The 16,726-nt window shown below is 56.3% G+C and carries 19 protein-coding genes; 8 read left to right on the forward strand and 11 right to left on the reverse strand.

Features of this window, described 5'->3' with window-relative positions; genetic code table 11:
- From typA to fabY, 5 genes are all read left to right on the forward strand, one after another.
- On the forward strand, positions 1-1,652 hold a 1,652-nt coding region (typA, locus tag RTU33_RS18165), incomplete at its 5' end, for a ribosome-dependent GTPase TypA (RefSeq protein ID WP_312629215.1).
- 172 nt (positions 1,653-1,824) lie between these two features.
- The gene (gene yihX / locus RTU33_RS18170; protein ID WP_312629217.1) at positions 1,825-2,424 is read left to right on the forward strand and encodes a glucose-1-phosphatase; all 600 of its coding nucleotides are present in this window, start codon (positions 1,825-1,827) and stop codon (positions 2,422-2,424) included.
- The gene (locus RTU33_RS18175; RefSeq protein ID WP_312629219.1) at positions 2,418-3,290 is read left to right on the forward strand and encodes a virulence factor BrkB family protein; all 873 of its coding nucleotides are present in this window, start codon (positions 2,418-2,420) and stop codon (positions 3,288-3,290) included. Before yihX ends, RTU33_RS18175 begins: the two co-directional genes overlap by 7 nt.
- Positions 3,287-3,724 carry a D-aminoacyl-tRNA deacylase gene (dtd, locus tag RTU33_RS18180; RefSeq protein ID WP_312629221.1) on the forward strand — a complete coding sequence of 146 codons (438 nt, stop codon included), beginning with the start codon at positions 3,287-3,289 and terminating at the stop codon, positions 3,722-3,724. The genes RTU33_RS18175 and dtd overlap by 4 nt, the downstream gene beginning before the upstream one ends.
- A gap of 47 nt (positions 3,725-3,771) precedes the next feature.
- A complete protein-coding gene (gene fabY / locus RTU33_RS18185; protein ID WP_312629286.1) occupies positions 3,772-4,713 on the forward strand; it encodes a fatty acid biosynthesis protein FabY in 942 nt (313 codons plus the stop codon).
- 2 nt (positions 4,714-4,715) lie between these two features.
- Here fabY and RTU33_RS18190 read toward each other — a convergent pair whose 3' ends face one another.
- From RTU33_RS18190 to fdnG, 6 genes are all read right to left on the reverse strand, one after another.
- A complete protein-coding gene (locus tag RTU33_RS18190; protein ID WP_312629223.1) occupies positions 4,716-5,003 on the reverse strand; it encodes a type II toxin-antitoxin system RelE/ParE family toxin in 288 nt (95 codons plus the stop codon).
- Positions 4,996-5,238 carry a type II toxin-antitoxin system ParD family antitoxin gene (locus RTU33_RS18195; protein ID WP_312629287.1) on the reverse strand — a complete coding sequence of 81 codons (243 nt, stop codon included), beginning with the start codon at positions 5,236-5,238 and terminating at the stop codon, positions 4,996-4,998. Before RTU33_RS18195 ends, RTU33_RS18190 begins: the two co-directional genes overlap by 8 nt.
- Before the next feature lie 296 nt (positions 5,239-5,534).
- Entirely contained in the window at positions 5,535-6,464 is a 930-nt protein-coding gene (gene fdhE / locus RTU33_RS18200; protein WP_312629225.1) for a formate dehydrogenase accessory protein FdhE, read from the reverse strand.
- Positions 6,461-7,096 carry a formate dehydrogenase cytochrome b556 subunit gene (gene fdoI / locus RTU33_RS18205; RefSeq protein WP_312629226.1) on the reverse strand — a complete coding sequence of 212 codons (636 nt, stop codon included), beginning with the start codon at positions 7,094-7,096 and terminating at the stop codon, positions 6,461-6,463. The genes fdhE and fdoI overlap by 4 nt, the downstream gene beginning before the upstream one ends.
- On the reverse strand, positions 7,093-7,995 hold the full coding sequence (fdxH, locus tag RTU33_RS18210) for a formate dehydrogenase subunit beta (protein ID WP_312629227.1): 903 nt from the start codon (positions 7,993-7,995) through the stop codon (positions 7,093-7,095). Before fdxH ends, fdoI begins: the two co-directional genes overlap by 4 nt.
- Positions 7,996-8,007: 12 nt before the next feature.
- Entirely contained in the window at positions 8,008-11,058 is a 3,051-nt protein-coding gene (fdnG, locus tag RTU33_RS18215; RefSeq protein ID WP_312629228.1) for a formate dehydrogenase-N subunit alpha, read from the reverse strand.
- A gap of 247 nt (positions 11,059-11,305) precedes the next feature.
- Between fdnG and fdhD the strand changes: the two genes are divergently transcribed.
- Positions 11,306-12,091: a formate dehydrogenase accessory sulfurtransferase FdhD gene (gene fdhD, locus RTU33_RS18220; RefSeq protein ID WP_312629288.1), complete on the forward strand. Its 786-nt coding sequence runs from the start codon at positions 11,306-11,308 to the stop codon at positions 12,089-12,091.
- A gap of 128 nt (positions 12,092-12,219) precedes the next feature.
- Entirely contained in the window at positions 12,220-12,432 is a 213-nt protein-coding gene (locus tag RTU33_RS18225; RefSeq protein ID WP_312629229.1) for a DUF1471 domain-containing protein, read from the forward strand.
- Between the two features lie 52 nt (positions 12,433-12,484).
- On the opposite strand, the gene RTU33_RS18230 is transcribed toward RTU33_RS18225, so the two are convergent.
- Complete coding sequence (locus RTU33_RS18230; RefSeq protein ID WP_312629230.1) at positions 12,485-12,808, reverse strand: AzlD domain-containing protein; 324 nt, start codon at positions 12,806-12,808, stop codon at positions 12,485-12,487.
- The gene (locus tag RTU33_RS18235; RefSeq protein ID WP_312629231.1) at positions 12,808-13,470 is read right to left on the reverse strand and encodes an AzlC family ABC transporter permease; all 663 of its coding nucleotides are present in this window, start codon (positions 13,468-13,470) and stop codon (positions 12,808-12,810) included. The genes RTU33_RS18230 and RTU33_RS18235 overlap by 1 nt, the downstream gene beginning before the upstream one ends.
- Positions 13,471-13,583: 113 nt before the next feature.
- Between RTU33_RS18235 and RTU33_RS18240 the strand changes: the two genes are divergently transcribed.
- The gene (locus tag RTU33_RS18240) at positions 13,584-14,132 is read left to right on the forward strand and encodes an XRE family transcriptional regulator (RefSeq protein ID WP_312629232.1); all 549 of its coding nucleotides are present in this window, start codon (positions 13,584-13,586) and stop codon (positions 14,130-14,132) included.
- Between the two features lie 41 nt (positions 14,133-14,173).
- Here RTU33_RS18240 and rhaM read toward each other — a convergent pair whose 3' ends face one another.
- From rhaM to rhaD, 3 genes are all read right to left on the reverse strand, one after another.
- A complete protein-coding gene (rhaM, locus tag RTU33_RS18245) occupies positions 14,174-14,488 on the reverse strand; it encodes an L-rhamnose mutarotase (RefSeq protein WP_312629233.1) in 315 nt (104 codons plus the stop codon).
- Entirely contained in the window at positions 14,485-15,633 is a 1,149-nt protein-coding gene (gene fucO / locus RTU33_RS18250) for a lactaldehyde reductase (RefSeq protein WP_312629235.1), read from the reverse strand. The genes rhaM and fucO overlap by 4 nt, the downstream gene beginning before the upstream one ends.
- 221 nt (positions 15,634-15,854) lie before the next feature.
- Positions 15,855-16,685, reverse strand: a complete 831-nt coding sequence (rhaD, locus tag RTU33_RS18255; protein WP_312629237.1) for a rhamnulose-1-phosphate aldolase — start codon at positions 16,683-16,685, stop codon at positions 15,855-15,857.
- Positions 16,686-16,726: the final 41 nt, after the last annotated feature.

Below are 16,726 nucleotides of genomic sequence, written 5' to 3' on the forward strand. Positions count from 1 at the left end.
CTAAAAACACCGCTATCAAATGGAATGACTACCGTATCAACATCGTTGATACCCCAGGCCACGCCGACTTCGGTGGTGAAGTTGAACGTGTAATGTCCATGGTAGACTCCGTGCTGCTGGTCGTTGACGCAATGGATGGCCCAATGCCTCAGACCCGCTTCGTGACCAAAAAGGCGTTCGCCCATGGTCTGAAGCCGATTGTTGTTATCAACAAAGTTGACCGTCCTGGCGCGCGTCCAGACTGGGTTGTGGATCAGGTCTTCGACCTGTTCGTTAACCTCGACGCGACCGACGAGCAGCTGGACTTCCCTATCGTTTACGCTTCTGCGCTGAACGGTATCGCGGGTCTGGATCACGAAGATATGGCGGAAGACATGACCCCGCTGTATCAGGCGATCGTTGACCGCGTTCCTGCGCCAAACGTCGATCTGGAAGGGACTCTGCAGATGCAGATCTCCCAGCTGGACTACAACAACTACGTTGGCGTTATCGGCATCGGCCGCATCAAACGCGGTAAAGTGAAGCCGAACCAGCAGGTCACTATCATCGATAGCGAAGGCAAAACCCGTAACGGTAAAGTCGGTAAAGTACTGACCCACCTGGGTCTGGAGCGTATCGAGAGCGACGTGGCTGAAGCCGGCGACATCATCGCGATCACCGGTCTGGGCGAGCTGAACATCTCCGACACCATCTGCGACCCGCAGGCGGTAGAAGCGCTGCCAGCGCTGTCCGTTGATGAGCCAACCGTGAGCATGTTCTTCAACGTCAACACCTCTCCGTTCTGTGGTAAAGAAGGTAAATTCGTTACCTCCCGTCAGATTCTTGACCGCCTGAACAAAGAGCTGGTGCACAACGTTGCGCTGCGCGTGGAAGAAACCCCGGATGCAGACGCATTCCGCGTTTCTGGCCGTGGTGAACTGCACCTGTCCGTTCTGATTGAAAACATGCGTCGTGAAGGTTTCGAGATGGCGGTTTCCCGTCCGAAAGTTATCTTCCGCGAAATCGACGGCCGTAAACAAGAGCCGTTCGAAAACGTAACGCTGGACGTTGAAGAGCAGCATCAGGGTTCTGTTATGCAGGCTCTGGGTGAGCGCAAAGGCGACCTGAAAAACATGAATCCAGACGGAAAAGGCCGCGTACGTCTCGACTACGTGATCCCAAGCCGTGGTCTGATCGGTTTCCGTTCAGAGTTCATGACCATGACCTCCGGTACCGGTCTGCTGTACTCTACCTTCAGCCACTACGACGATGTGCGTCCAGGTGATGTTGGTCAGCGTAACAACGGCGTACTGATCTCCAACGGTCAGGGTAAAGCGGTTGCGTTCGCGCTGTTCAGCCTGCAGGACCGCGGTAAGCTGTTCCTGGGTCACGGTGCAGAAGTGTACGAAGGTCAGATCATCGGTATTCACAGCCGTTCTAACGACCTGACCGTTAACTGCCTGACCGGTAAGAAACTGACCAACATGCGTGCGTCTGGTACTGACGAAGCAACGGTTCTGGTTCCGCCAGTGAAGATGACCCTGGAGCAGGCTCTGGAGTTCATCGATGACGACGAACTGGTAGAAGTTACCCCAACTTCTATCCGCATCCGTAAGCGTCACCTGACCGAGAACGACCGTAAACGCGCAATGCGTGGCCCGAAAGAAGACTAATTTTTAGTCTGTTCGTGCTGAAATAAAAAAGCCGCTGATATTCAGCGGTTTTTTTGTTGGTTGCCGTCCGGAAAAGCAACGTACCCTTTTCTGCGCCAGGCATCTCCTCCTTGTAGTCAAACCTCCTCTTTCCCGCTACAGTTATTTTTCCATGACGCAAAAGGAGAGGATCATGCTCTATATCTTTGATTTAGGTAATGTGATTGTCGACATTGACTTCAACCGCGTGTTTGGCGCGTGGAGTGATTTCAGCCGTGTGCCGCTGGCAACCCTGAAGCAGAAATTCGTCATGGGAGAAGCATTTCATCAGCACGAGCGAGGGGAAATCTCTGATGAAGCTTTCGCCGAAGCGCTGTGTCATGAAATGGATTTACCGCTGAGCTACGAGCAATTTTCTCATGGCTGGCAGGCGATTTTTGTGGGATTGCGTCCGGAGGTGACTGCGATTATGCGTAAACTTCGCCAGCAGGGTCATCGTGTGGTGGTGCTGTCGAATACCAATCGTCTGCATACTACCTTCTGGCCGGATGAATATCCGGAAGTGCGCGAATCCGCTGACCATATTTACCTGTCGCAGGAAATGGGTATGCGTAAACCGGAAACGCGAATTTATCAGCAGGTGCTGGAAGCCGAAGGTTTTTCCGCAAACGATACGGTCTTTTTCGATGATAACGTCGATAATATAGAGGGCGCCAGACAGCTGGGCATTAACAGCATTCTGGTGACCGGAAAAGACACCATTCCCGAGTATTTTGCGAAACAGCTATGCTAAAAACCGTTCATCAAAAAGCCACCCGACACGCCGGGCCGTTCTTCGCCTGGCTGAAGCTTCTCTGGCGGCGCATTGATGAAGACAATATGACGACGCTGGCCGGCAATCTGGCTTATGTATCGTTACTTTCCCTGGTGCCGCTTATCGCCGTTATTTTTGCGCTGTTCGCGGCATTTCCGATGTTTTCTGACGTCAGCCTGACGCTGCGTCATTTTGTCTTCGCCAATTTCCTGCCCGCCACGGGCGATGTTATTCAGCGCTACATCGAACAGTTCGTTGCTAACTCCAGTAAAATGACCGCCGTCGGTGCCTGTGGCCTGATCGTCACGGCTCTGCTGTTGATGTACGCCATCGATAGCGCACTGAACACTATCTGGCGCAGCAAACGGGTGCGGCCAAAGGTTTACTCGTTCGCCGTCTACTGGATGATCCTGACGCTCGGACCGTTGCTGGCGGGAGCAAGCCTGGTCATCAGCTCTTATCTGCTCTCATTACGCTGGGCGAGCGAGCTCAACGGCGTCATTGATAACGTCCTGCGTATCTTCCCGCTGCTGCTTTCCTGGATCTCCTTCTGGCTGCTCTACAGCATTGTACCGACCACGCGCGTGCTGAACCGCGATGCGGTACTTGGCGCGCTGGTGGCCGCTGCGCTATTTGAACTGGGGAAAAAGGGATTTGCGCTCTACATCACCACTTTCCCGTCCTATCAGCTGATTTACGGTGTGATTTCGGTTATCCCCATTTTGTTCGTCTGGGTTTACTGGACGTGGTGTATCGTCTTGCTTGGGGCCGAAATTACTGTCACTCTCGGGGAATACCGCAAACTCAAACTCGCTGCATCCCAGGAAGAAGAAGAACAACCATGATTGCATTAATTCAGCGCGTAACCCGTGCCAACGTCACCGTGGAGGGAGAGGTGACGGGAGAAATTGGTCAGGGACTTTTGGTGTTATTGGGTGTCGAAAAAGAGGATGACGAGCAAAAAGCAAATCGCCTGTGCGAGCGCGTGCTGGGCTATCGAATCTTCAGCGACGCCGACGGTAAAATGAATCTTAACGTGCAGCAGGCGGGCGGTAGCGTACTGGTCGTGTCGCAGTTTACGCTGGCGGCAGATACCGAACGTGGTATGCGTCCTGGCTTCTCGCGCGGGGCCGCGCCTGATAAAGCCGAAGCGCTGTATGAGTACTTTGTTGAGCGTTGTCGTCAGCAGGAGATGCATACCCAGACGGGGCGCTTCGCGGCTGATATGCAGGTTTCACTGGTTAATGACGGTCCCGTGACCTTCTGGTTGCAGGTATGAACAGCCTTCATGCAGGCTGGTCGCGGGCGGCAAAAGAGAGTTCTGCTATGTATCACCTTCGAGTACCGCAAACGGAAGAAGAGTTAGCGCGTTATTATCAGTTTCGCTGGGAGATGTTGCGCAAGCCGCTCCATCAGCCGCAGGGCTCCGAGCGCGACGCCTGGGATGCGATGGCGCATCACCAGATGGTGATGGACGAGTCTGGCAACCTGGTGGCGGTTGGACGCTTGTACATCAACGGGGACAACGAAGCGTCGATTCGCTTTATGGCCGTGGATCCTGCCGTGCAGGATAAAGGGCTCGGCACGCTGATGGCGATGACGCTGGAATCGGTCGCGCGTCAGGAGGGCGTCAAACGCGTTACCTGTAGCGCCCGCGAAGACGCGGTGGAGTTCTTTGCCAAGCTCGGATTCGTAAACCAGGGTGAGATTACCACCCCGCAAACTACGCCAGTGCGCCACTTCCTGATGATTAAACCCGTGGCGACGCTCGACGACATTCTGCACCGCGGCGACTGGTGCGGTCAGCTTCAGCAGGCCTGGTACGAACATATCCCACTTAGCGAAAAGATGGGCGTGCGCATTCAGCAGTACACCGGGCAAAAATTTATCACGACCATGCCGGAGATCGGCAATCAGAACCCGCACAATACGCTGTTCGCCGGCAGTCTGTTCTCGCTGGCGACGCTCACCGGTTGGGGACTTATCTGGCTGATGCTGCGCGAACGTCATCTCGGCGGCACCATCATTCTGGCCGATGCCCACATTCGTTACAGCAGCCCTATCAGCGGCAAACCCAGCGCCATTGCTGACCTGGGTTCACTCAGCGGTGACCTCGATCGCCTTGCTCGTGGCCGTAAGGCGCGAGTACAGCTTCAGGTTGAGCTGTTTGGCGATGAGCATCCGGGTGCCGTTTTTGAAGGCATCTATATCGTTCTGCCCGCCAAACCCTTCGGGCCGCTGGAAGAGGGCGGCAACGAGGAGGAGTAAGGTTAAAGGAGGTGTAAGTGGGGGTTCATTTTCTGATGCAGAATACGAATGATAAAAATCCCGTCATCCATTGTCTGGTAAAAGATGGCATGATGGCTGTGTTCGTGACGACGAATCCCTTCAACGATCTCTGAAACATCACGCCCCATATGGGGATTTTTGGCCAGTAACGTAAGGATCGCGTCCAGTTGGTTCGTGTAGCTGTCTGCCTGTTGTGGGCCAAACTGCCTGAACGTGTATTCATAAACTGTCCCAAAATCCTCTGCTGCCCGATACGAAAGTTTATACATTTAAGCTGCGTTTTTTCCTTGCCGCAATCTCATGCAGGGTGAGTGGACTTTCACCACTGCGGAGTCCTTCTTCCAGCGCCTCTCGTAACTGTCCATTGCGTAATTCCTGCTCTTCCAGCAACCGTAACGCGGAGCGGATCACTTCACTTGTGGATCCATAGCGTCCGCTTTCAACCATGTCACTGATAAAGCGATCGAGATGTTCGCCAATTGTAATGCTTGTTGTCCTGGGCATAATTTCACTCACTTGTGTTATCTATTCACACAAGATAGCACTCGACGGTTAAAACATGAACACATCTTTCCGTAAGAGATGATCAATGCCTTGTCTGAAAGGGGGTTATATCGTCAATATTCAGTATTGAATAGACGATAAATTAATCAGCTTCAGATTCCGGAAAGCCGATCGCATAAGTTTTGCATGTGGTATGGGCAACAGGCGGAGATTTGGGATGAATGCCAGGTTATGGCAAGAGATGAGGTATACAAAAAATGTTAACCGGGCGCATCTGCACCCGGTTACTTAACGTGTTACTCACCTTCGCCCGGGAACAGGAACGGGTTGATAGAGCTGCGGGCAAAGCCCTCTTGCTCCATGCGTGCGTCCAGCACCAGCGAGGCAAGGTCGTCGGCTACGGGCTCAACGTTCGGGTCTTTTTCCTGGTACAGAATCTTCAGGTAAGTACCGCAGTCGCCGCAGCTTTCCGCTTTGACCGATGCCTGCTCGTTATCCAGAGACCAGTAGTGCAAATCGCGGCTCTGTTCGCAGTTGCTGCATTTTACGCGCACCACGTGCCATTCAGACTCACACAGGTTGCAGTGCAGATAGCGCAGCCCTTGGGTGGTGCCAATCTGCACAACGCTTGAAACCGGCATCGATCCGCAGACCGGACAGAACTGGCGGTGCTCGCCGTACTCCGCTCGTGCTTTGCCGGGGATCAGGCTGGCCATTTGTGCCCAGTAGAGCGACAGCGCAGCCCAGATGAACGGGGCTTTATCGCTGCTGACGGAAGCGAAATCGGAAGCGAACAGGGCGCTCGCCATCGCTTCCAGCTCCGTATCGGAGGCTTTTTCCAGATTCTCGATAACCGCCAGCGCCGGGCCGCTCATTTCAGGCTTCAGCTCGGCTATCATCGACTGCAGCAATTTTTGCCAGTGCTTGTCGCGGGGCAGGACGTGAATATCCAGCGGCGGTTTGCCCTGAGCTGCGGCTTCTTTAATGCGCGCGGTCAGATCCATTTGCAGCGGGTGGTCATACAGCACCACTTCCTGCGCATGGGCGATAAGCGCAGCAAAACGCAGGTAGTCGCCCAGCGGATTGTCCTGAGCCAGCTGCTGCAGGCGTTCCGCTCTGCGGTGATAGAGGTTTTTCAGTCGCGGGAATAATAACGGCGGAATTGCTTCCGCCGTGCGTTTCTCGCTACTCCCCAGTTCATCTTGCGGGATTATGCGAATACTCATTCGGTCTCTTTTTCCTGTTTCTGGCGGACTTCCCGGTACCAGCGCGGGTGATGTTTTTTCGCCCATGCGCTGGTGACCCAGCCTTCCACCATCGCGGTAATGGTACCTTTCACCCAAAGGGCGGCGTAAATATGCACCATAATAACCACAATTAACGCTACCGCGGCAAATGAATGCAGCATCAGCGCGAAGCGGATCACCGGAATGGAGAACGCTGGCGCAAAGTACGGACGCCAGATAATCACGCCGCTCACCAGCAGTAGCACCAGGAAGATAATCGCCGCCCAGAACACGCATTTCTGGCCGAAGTTATAGCGTCCGGTGTCCCCCACTTCCTCGTTGACGACGATCTTACGAATATTCTTCGCCCAAAAGATATCATCCCGATTGATTAGATTATGGTGCCAGTAGCGGAAGAACATGATGATGAACGAAGCGAACATCACCACCCCGACGAAGGGATGCACAATGCGCGCCAGCTGCGGCGTACCGAGAATGTGCATCAGCCAGTTGAAGGACGGGAAGAAAAAGCCCAGCCCGCTCACTGCCGCCAGAATAAAGCAGAAGGCGGTGACCCAGTGGTTGATGCGTTCCGGCGCGGTGTAGCGCACGATGGTGTCACGACGTTTCATTTGCGCACCTCGTCTTTCTCTTCATGCAGATTGTCCTCTTCCTCATCGGCGCGGTTTGGCCCAACCCCGACGTAGTGGAAGATGCTGGCGGCAAAGGTTGCTGCGAAGCCAACGGCGGCAAGCGGTTTCCAGATGCCTTTCCAGAACTTAACGGTCTGGCTGATTTCCGGGTTCTCCGGCAGGCCGTGATAGAGATTCGGCTTGTCGGCGTGGTGCAGCACATACATCACGTGCGTACCGCCAACGCCCGCCGGATCGTACAGGCCCGCGTTGTCATAACCGCGCGTTTTCAGCTCTGCCACGCGTTCGCCTGCCAGCACTTTCATATCCTCTTTGGAGCCAAAGTGGATAGCGCCAGTCGGGCAGGTCTTCACGCAGGCCGGTTCCTGGCCCACGGTAACGCGGTCTACGCACAGCGTACATTTGTAGACACGGTTGTCTTCCGGATTCAGGCGCGGTACGTCGAACGGGCAGCCTGCGATGCAATAACCGCAGCCGATGCATTGCTCAGACTGGAAGTCGACGATGCCGTTGGCATACTGAATGATAGCCCCCTCAGACGGACACGCCTTCAGGCAGCCTGGGTCGGCGCAGTGCATGCAGCCATCCTTGCGGATCAGCCATTCCAGTTTGTCGTTCTGCTCCACTTCCGAGAAGCGCATCACCGTCCAGGACTTGGCGGTCAAATCGGCGGGGTTGTCGTACACCCCGACGTTGCTGCCGATTTCATCGCGGATATCGTTCCACTCCGAACAGGCCACCTGACAGGCTTTACAGCCGATACAGGTGGTCACGTCGATAAGCTTCGCCACTTCCTGCTGGTGGTCGCGTGCCTCTGGCGGTGGCGTTAAGCCGTTAGTCGCGGAACGACGGATGATATCTTGGGATTGATAAGCCATAAGTCGTCTCCGTTACACCTTTTCCACGTTCACGAGGAAGGATTTGAACTCCGGCGTCTGGGTGTTGGCGTCGCCGACGTACGGCGTCAGGGTATTGGCGATAAAGCCTTTCTTCGCCACGCCCTCGTAACCCCAGTGGATTGGGATGCCGATGGTATCCACGTCCTTACCGTCCACCTTCAGCGTGCGGATACGCTTGGTCACCACCGCCTTGGCCTTGATATAGCCACGGTTGGAAGAGACTTTAACGGTATCGCCGTGGCCGATGCCAAGCTTGTTCGCCAGCTTTTCGCCAATTTCCACAAACTGTTCCGGCTGCGCGATGGCGTTGAGCAGCGCGTGCTTGGTCCAGTAGTGGAAGTGCTCGGTCAGACGGTAAGTGGTACCCACGTACGGGAACTTATCGGCTTTACCCATTGCCGCCAGGTCGTCTTTAAACACGCGTGCTGCCGGGTTCGACACGACATTTGGATGCAGTGGGTTGGTGCCAAGCGGTGTCTCAAACGGCTCATAGTGTTCCGGGAACGGTCCTTCCGCCATCTTATCGAGAGCAAACAGGCGACCCATGCCTTCCGGCTGCATGATGAACGGCCCGACGTCAGACCCCGGTGCTGCGGTGCTGTAGTCCGGAATATCCATCCCGCTCCATTTCGCGCCGTCCCATTTCAGCAACTGGCGTTTCGGATCCCACGGTTTACCCTGAGGGTCAGCGGAGGCGCGGTTATAGAGAATGCGGCGGTTGAGCGGCCACGCCCATGCCCAGCCGAGCGTATTGCCCAGGCCTGACGGATCGGCGTTATCACGACGCGCCATCTGGTTGCCGTCCGGCGTCCAGCTGCCCGCGAAGATCCAACAGCCGCTGGAGGTGGTGCCGTCGTCGCGGAGCTGTGCAAACGAAGTGAGCTGCTGCCCTTTCTTGACGATGACCGCGCCCGTTGCCGGGTCGGTAATATCGGCCAGCGCTTTACCGTTGCTCTCCATTGCAACTTCTTCTGAAGCAGGCTCTTCCGGCGTGGAGTAGTTCCACGTCATGTTGAGTACGGGCTCCGGTACCGGACCGCCGTCTTTGGCGTACATTTCACGCATGCGCATGAAAATGCCTGCCAGGATTTCGCCGTCGGTTTTAGCGCTACCCGGGGCGTCCGCGCCTTTCCAGTGCCACTGCAACCAGCGTCCGGAGTTGACGATGGAGCCGTTCTCTTCGGCAAAGCAGGTGGACGGCAGGCGGAAGACTTCGGTCTGAATCTTCGACGGATCAACGTCGTTAGACTCGCCGTGGTTCTGCCAGAACGTAGACGTTTCGGTGTTAAGCGGGTCGATGGTCACGAGGAACTTCAGCTTCGAAAGCGAAGCCACAATTTTGTTCTTGTTCGGGAACGACGCCACCGGGTTGAATCCCTGGCAGATATAGCCGTTCACCTTGCCCTGTGACATCATCTCGAAGTACTGCAGAACGTCGTAGCCTTTGTCCCACTTCGGCAGCCAGTCAAAGCCCCAGCTGTTTTCAGCCGTTGCCTTATCCCCATAGAACGCCTTCATCATTGAGACGAAGAACTTCGGATAGTTACCCCAGTAGTTCACCTGGCCTTCCAGCAGCGGTTTAGGCGTGTTGGCCGTCAGGTAAGTTTGCAGGTCGGTCTGTTTTTCGCTCGGCAGCGTCATGTAGCCCGGCAGGCTTTGTGACAGCAGGCCGAGATCGGTCAGGCCCTGAATGTTGGAGTGACCGCGCAGCGCGTTCACGCCGCCGCCGGCCATGCCCATATTGCCGAGCAGCAGCTGGATCATCGCCATCGTGCGGATGTTCTGCGCACCCACGGAGTGTTGCGTCCAGCCCAGCGCATACAGGAATGATGCGGTTTTGTCGTGTGCGCTCGTTTCAGCGATGTACTCACAAACTTTCAGGAAGTCGGCCTTCGGCGTACCGCAGATGTTCTCAACCATTTCCGGCGTATAGCGGGAAACGTGCTCTTTCAGCAGGTTCCACACGCAGCGTGGGTGGGTGAGAGTGGTATCGCGTTTGGCATGACCGTTTTCGTCCAGCTCATAGTTCCAGCTGGTTTTGTCATACTTGCGTGCATCTGCGTCATAGCCGGAGAACAGGCCGTCGTCGAACGCGTAATCTTCGCGCACGATCAGGCTGGCGTTGGTGTACGCCTCGGTGTACTCACGGTTAATTTTTTCGTTGTTGAGCAGATACAGGATCACCCCGGAGAGGAAGGTAATGTCCGTCCCGGAACGAATTGGCGTATAGAAATCTGCCACCGATGCCGTACGCGTAAAGCGCGGATCGATAACAATAAGTTTGGCACCGTTGTGGATTTTGGCTTCCATCGCCCAGCGGAACCCGACCGGATGCGCTTCAGCGGCGTTACCGCCCATCACTACAATCAGGTTGGCGTTCTTAATATCCACCCAGTGGTTGGTCATCGCACCGCGACCAAATGTTGGAGCAAGACTTGCTACCGTTGGTCCGTGTCAGACGCGCGCCTGGTTGTCCACCGCGAGCATGCCGAGTGCGCGGGAGAATTTCTGGCTTAAATAGCCGGATTCGTTACTGGAAGCAGAGGCGCACAGCATCCCGGTGGAGAGCCAGCGGTTAACGGTGGTGCCTTCGGCGTTTTGTGCAATGAAGTTGGCGTCACGGTCGGCCTTCATCAGCTTCGCGATGCGGTCAAACGCGTCATCCCAGCTGATTTGCTGCCATTTATCGGAACCCGGCGCGCGGTATTCTGGGTATTTCAGGCGGCTTGCGGAGTGGATGAAATCCACCAGGCCTGCCCCTTTCGGGCAGAGCGCGCCACGGTTAACCGGGTGATCCGGATCCCCTTCGATATGGAAGATAGATGCTTTGGCGTTTTTGGCTCCATCGCCGAGGCTGTACATCAACAGCCCACAACCGACAGAACAATATGTGCAGGTGTTACGGGTTTCACGGGTGCGCAGCAGTTTGTACTGCCGCGTCTCCGCCAGTGCGACACTCGGGGCAAAGCCCAGTGCTGCTGCCGTGGTGCCTGCCATACCGCCAGCGCAGATCTTAAAGAACTGCCTTCTGCTGACCTGCATGGGTCACTCCTTGTTTCGACATTGCTTCCCCGTCGCCCTTCAATACCTGAACCGCTAAGGGGATGGATTGTTATTAACCTTTGCGGTCATTGCCGCAAAGGTTCAGAATTAGGGGTAAATCTCCCTCTTTCCCGGAGGGATATCTATTCAGAGTACCACATGTTAGGTACGTTTGTTCCAATACGGTTAACGCGAAGTGAACAGAAACTCATCAGCACAGGATGAAAATGTGAGTCAACTCACTGGAATGCGCCAGGTCAGCCTCTGGAATCGCCAGGATCTGCAGCACACCCGGCAGGATGAACTCGCCGAGGAAGTGCCCGTGGCGCTGGTTTATAACGGCATTTCCCATGTGGTGATGATGGCGACGCCGAAAGATCTTGAGCTGTTTGCTGTCGGTTTTTCCTTATCCGAAGGGATTATTGAAAACCGCGCAGAGATTTACGGGATGGATGTGTTACCGGCCTGTAACGGGCTGGAAGTGCGCATCGAGCTTTCCAGCCGTCGCTTTATGGCGCTTAAAGAGCGGCGCCGTGCGCTGGCTGGACGTACCGGCTGCGGCGTCTGCGGGGTGGAGCAGCTCGACGACGTGGGTCGTCCGGTGGCACCGTTGCCTTTCACCCAGACCTTCAGCCTGAAATATCTCGATTTAGCCCTGGAACACCTCAACGACGTTCAGCCGGTTGGCCGCATGACGGGCTGCACCCACGCAGCAGCATGGGTGATGCCGGATGGAAAGCTGGTGGGTGGACTTGAAGATGTGGGTCGCCATGTGGCGCTCGATAAGCTGCTGGGCAAACGGGCTGGAGAAGGGGATAGCTGGCATCAGGGGGCAGTGCTTGTGTCGAGCCGCGCAAGTTATGAAATGGTGCAGAAAGCGGCGATGTGCGGCGTGGAAATCCTCTTTGCGGTTTCCGCGGCCACCACGCTTGCGGTCGAAGTTGCCGAGCGCTGCAACCTGACGCTGGTCGGGTTCTGCAAGCCGGGCAGGGCGACGATTTATACGCACCCCCAGCGGTTATTGAGTGTATGACAATTAGTCAAAAAAATTGAATGATGTAAGCAAAACCTTCCGCTATTCGTTATCTGAATGTGACGTTACTATTTATCACATCAAGGCACGGTGCCTTACTAAAACAGATTAACGAAAGGGTTTATATTATGAAAAGCATCAAAACTTTTGTCGCAGTTATCGCTCTGGCTACTTCTTTCGGTTCTTTCGCAGCACAGACTGTGACCGCAACCTCTTCTACCCTCGACGGTGCAGAAGCGAAGATCGCCGCTCAGGCTCAGGAAGCGGGTGCCTCTTCCTACAAAATCACTCAGGCTTTCACCGGTAACAAAGTGCACATGACCGCTGAACTGAATAAATAATCGAGTTCGACTGCAGAAAGAGCGCCTTCGGGCGCTTTTTTTTATGCCCAAATCAGTGAAGCCCTGCCAGCCTCAGTAAAGCGGTGACTGCCGCAGCAGAGAGGATCACAAAGATTAACGGCACCTTACGCCAGGCGAGAAACACCGCAACGCTCACACCGAGCACGCGAGCGCTGCCGGCAAAATGGCTGCCTTCAAAGAACGTCGCAGCCAGCGCAACGGCAAACAGCAGCGTGGTGGCCGCATCGTTGAGCATCGCCTGAGAACGCTCGGAGAGCGCCAGCTTATTACCCAGCTTCGTACCGCCAAAGCGCATCAGATAAGTCCCGACCGACAGCACGGCGATCCCGGCAATAATCCATAACGTCTCGCCCATTATTTTTTCCTCGCAAGAAGACCAAACAGCGACAGCAGCACCGGCACGCCCGCAGGCGTAAACGGCACGGAGGCCAGCGAAATGACCGCGCCGCTCACCGCGCGAATCAGCGTGGTGCGCTTTTTAAACGCCGGGATCACTAAAGCTAAAAGGATGGCGGGGAAGACGGCATCCAGCCCGATGGTTTCCGGCGAAGGCAGCAGCTTGCCGACGCCGCTGCCGAGCAGGACGCCCAGCGGCCAGAGGATTGCAACGCCGCTGCCGCACAGCCAGTACGCGGCTTTACGCTGTTCCGGCGTGGGCTGAGACATGCCGAAGACCACGCTTTCATCATTCATGATATGGCAGCCAAGCAGCCCGGCGGCGCGTTTGCCAACCAGGTCACGCACCGCGACGCCAAACGGGATATGACGGGCGTTAACCAGCAAACCGGCGGCGGCGGCGGCCAGCGGATTGCCGCCGCTGGCGATAATGCCGATAAACATAAATTCAGACGCTCCGGCAAGCACCAGCGTCGAGAGCGCCAGCGGCACCCAGAGGGGAAAGCCCCACGACATCGCCAGCGAGCCATAGGATACCCCCACGACGCCCACGGCCACGCAGACCAGGAAAATGGCCTTGATGGTGTCGCCTTTGAGGCAGGAGAGATAGTGTCTGAACATACAAATTAGCCATATCGAACGAGTTTCCATTATAATGAACGCACCGGGGTCGTTTTTCAAGATGAACGATTCGTTCGATTTGACTTTATTTTGCAAGCAATACGGAGCCGTATATGACGCAGCCAATCAGCGTGATTGCCAAAAGCCTGGTGCGGGAGCGCCAGCGAACCGGGCTGTCGCTGGCGGAGATTGCCCGTCGCGCGGGCATTGCCAAATCCACGCTGTCGCAGCTGGAGGCCGGAAACGGTAATCCAAGTCTGGAGACGCTGTGGTCGCTTTGCGTGGCGCTGGATATTCCGTTCGCCCGTCTGCTGGAGCCGCAGCTGCCGACGACACAGGTGATCCGCCGCGGTGAAGGTACAAAAGTGGTGGCCGAGCAGGCCAACTATCAGGCGATTTTACTGGCAACCTGCCCGCCGGGCGCACGCCGTGATATCTACCTGCTGATGACGCAGCCGGGCGCTGACCGCATCTCTCAGCCGCATCCGCCGGGGTCGGTAGAACATATTATTGTGACTCAGGGCCGCGCCCTGGTGGGCCTGACGGAAGCGCCCGAAGAATTAGCCGAAGGCGACTATATTTGCTATCCCGCCGATCGTGAACACGTTTTCAAAGCGCTGGAGCCTGATACGCACGCGCTGCTGGTGGCGGAACAGAACTAAAAGCGGCCTCTCCTGAGAGAGGCCAGTAACAAAACCCGCGCTTACTCCAGCCAGAACACCTCTTTCAGCTCCGCGCTCACCGGGCTGTTGTCCGCGTTTGACGGCATCACGTCTCCCATATATTTCCACCAGCGCTGGCAGACATCGGTGCTGGCGACAGCATTCCAGCGCTCCTCAGACTCAATTTCCACCGTTGCGAAAAGCAGGTTGCGGGCCTTATCGAGGTAGATGGCGTAGTGATGCGCCCCATGCGCTTTCAGCACCGCTTCCAGCTCCGGCCAGATGGGATTGTGGCGGTGCTCATACTCTTCATGCGCGTGTGAGTGCACCTGCATCATAAAAGCTTTGCGGATCATAAAGCCTCCAGGTAAAGCTCACGCACCTCGTCACGGTTGGCGCTGCGTGGGTTGCATGGCGCGCACGGATCGGCGAGGGCTTTGTCCAGCCAGCCTTCGATATCGGCTTTGGTGACGCCAAGCTGGCTGAAGCCAGCAGGAATGCCGACGCGGGCGCTAAGGTCGCGAATGGCCTGAATGGCGGCCATGCTGGCAGCTTCATCACTCATACCACGCGTGTCGACGCCCATGGCATGCGCCACGCGAGCGAAGCGGGCAACGGCGTTCGGGCGATTAAAGTTTTCGATGATCGGCAGAAGAATCGCATTGCAGACGCCGTGTGGCAGGTTGTGCGTGGCGCCTGGCTGATGCGCCAGTGCATGAACAAGCCCGAGCCCGGCGCTGTTGAAGGCCATACCCGCCAGATACTGACCGAAGGCCATCTGCTCGCGAGCTTCAAGGCTGTGGCCGTTATCGACCGCTTTTGGCAGCCACTGCGTAATCAGGCGAATGGCTTCCAGCGCGTTGGCGTCGGTGAGCGGGTGTGCGCCGACAGAAACATAGGCTTCAATGGCGTGGGTCAGCGCATCCATTCCGGTGGCAGCGGTTACGGAGGCCGGAATATCCAGCATCACGCTGGCATCGTCTACGGCGATATCCGGGATGATATTGGCATCAATGATCACTTCTTTGACCTGGCGTTCGCTGTCGATAATGACTGCGTTGCTGGTCATCTCCGCGGCCGTTCCGGCGGTGGTGTTGATGGCCACCAGCGGCACGCCTGCATTTTTGACTTTGCCGACGCCTGAGTAATTTGTGGACGGGCCCGGATTGGCAGTGAGGATTTTCACGGCCTTGGCGGTGTCGATTGGGCTGCCGCCGCCGAAGGCGATAATGTAGTCGCAGCCTGCCTCCTGATACGCCTGAAAACCTTTCTGCACCAGCATTTCGGTCGGATTCGGGAACACTTCGTCGAACAGGTGATACGACATTTGATGCTCATCCAGCGCGGCAAACAGTGAGTCAAGCAGGCCCATTTTCACCAGTTGCCCGTCGGTGACAATCAGCGCTTTGCCCCACTGTTTGCTTGCCACGAGATTTACCATATCGCCAATTGCGCCCGCGCCGTGCAGGCTGATTTTCGGCAGTGCCAACATAAAGCTCATTTTATTCTCCTTAATTACGATGATTTTTATGCCCGGCGGCGCTGCGCTTGCACGGGCCTGCATGACCGTAGGCCGGGTAAACGCAGCGCCACCCGGCAGCTAAATCCTTCTCCGTTGTAAAATCCATTGCGGCTGTAGCGCAGGAAATAGCCAACGACAACGAGCGTGGCGAGGGTAAGCCAGCGCATTACCGTCAGCCCTGACAGCGGGGCGCGATGTTGTTATGGGTACAAATCTAAAGCGGACTGCATCGGGGTGACGCCAAAACGCTTGCCGAGCGCAATCAGCTCTTCCCGGGTGATGGTCTGTTTCATGCCGCCCATCGAATAGACTTTGACGAGCACTTCTGCTGATTTTTCGGCGGTATCGATAAGGCCAAAGGCTTCATCCAGCGTCGGGCCGCTGCCGAAGACGCCGTGGAACGGCCACAGCACCAGCGAATGTTTCTGCATATCTTTGGCGGTCGCCTCGCCGATTTCATCGGTGCCCGGCACCATCCACGGCAGAATGCCGACGCCGTCCGGGAACACTACCAGGCACTCGGTGCTGCCTTCCCACAGTTTGCGGGTGATGAAGTCGGTGCTGTTCTCCAGCACGTAGGTCAGGGCGATCAGATTGGTGGCGTGGCAGTGCATGATCACGCGGTCTTTGCCATGGGTCGCTTTGATGCGCTCGCAGTGGGACAGGAAGTGCGCCGGCAGTTCAGAGGTTGGCACCGCTTCGTGCGTCAGCCCCCAAATAATGTGGTAGCCCGCGCCGTCGCTGTCTACTTTGACGATGCCTAAATTCGCCGCCGGGTCGAGCTGCACATTGCGGAAGAATTTGCCGGAGCCGGTGACGATAAACGGCGTGTTGGCAAGCGCTGGCATCGGCTGGCTCAGGGCGATATAGCGCGGTTTGGCATGGAAATCCGCTTCGAACGGTGCGATGTCGGCCTCGTCCAGGCGCAGCGTCAGGTTGCCGCCGTTGCGCTCGTCCCAGCCCTTCAGCCAGGCGTCGGTGGTGGCTTTGATCATGCCCTGGACGAACCAGGCGTCGATAATGGTCTGCATAATTTTGTGGATCCTTTGAAAATGCCGGGTGGCGCTGCGCT

Origin of the sequence: Scandinavium sp. (assembly GCF_032012665.1) — a bacterium.
In the GTDB taxonomy this organism is placed as follows: domain Bacteria; phylum Pseudomonadota; class Gammaproteobacteria; order Enterobacterales; family Enterobacteriaceae; genus Scandinavium.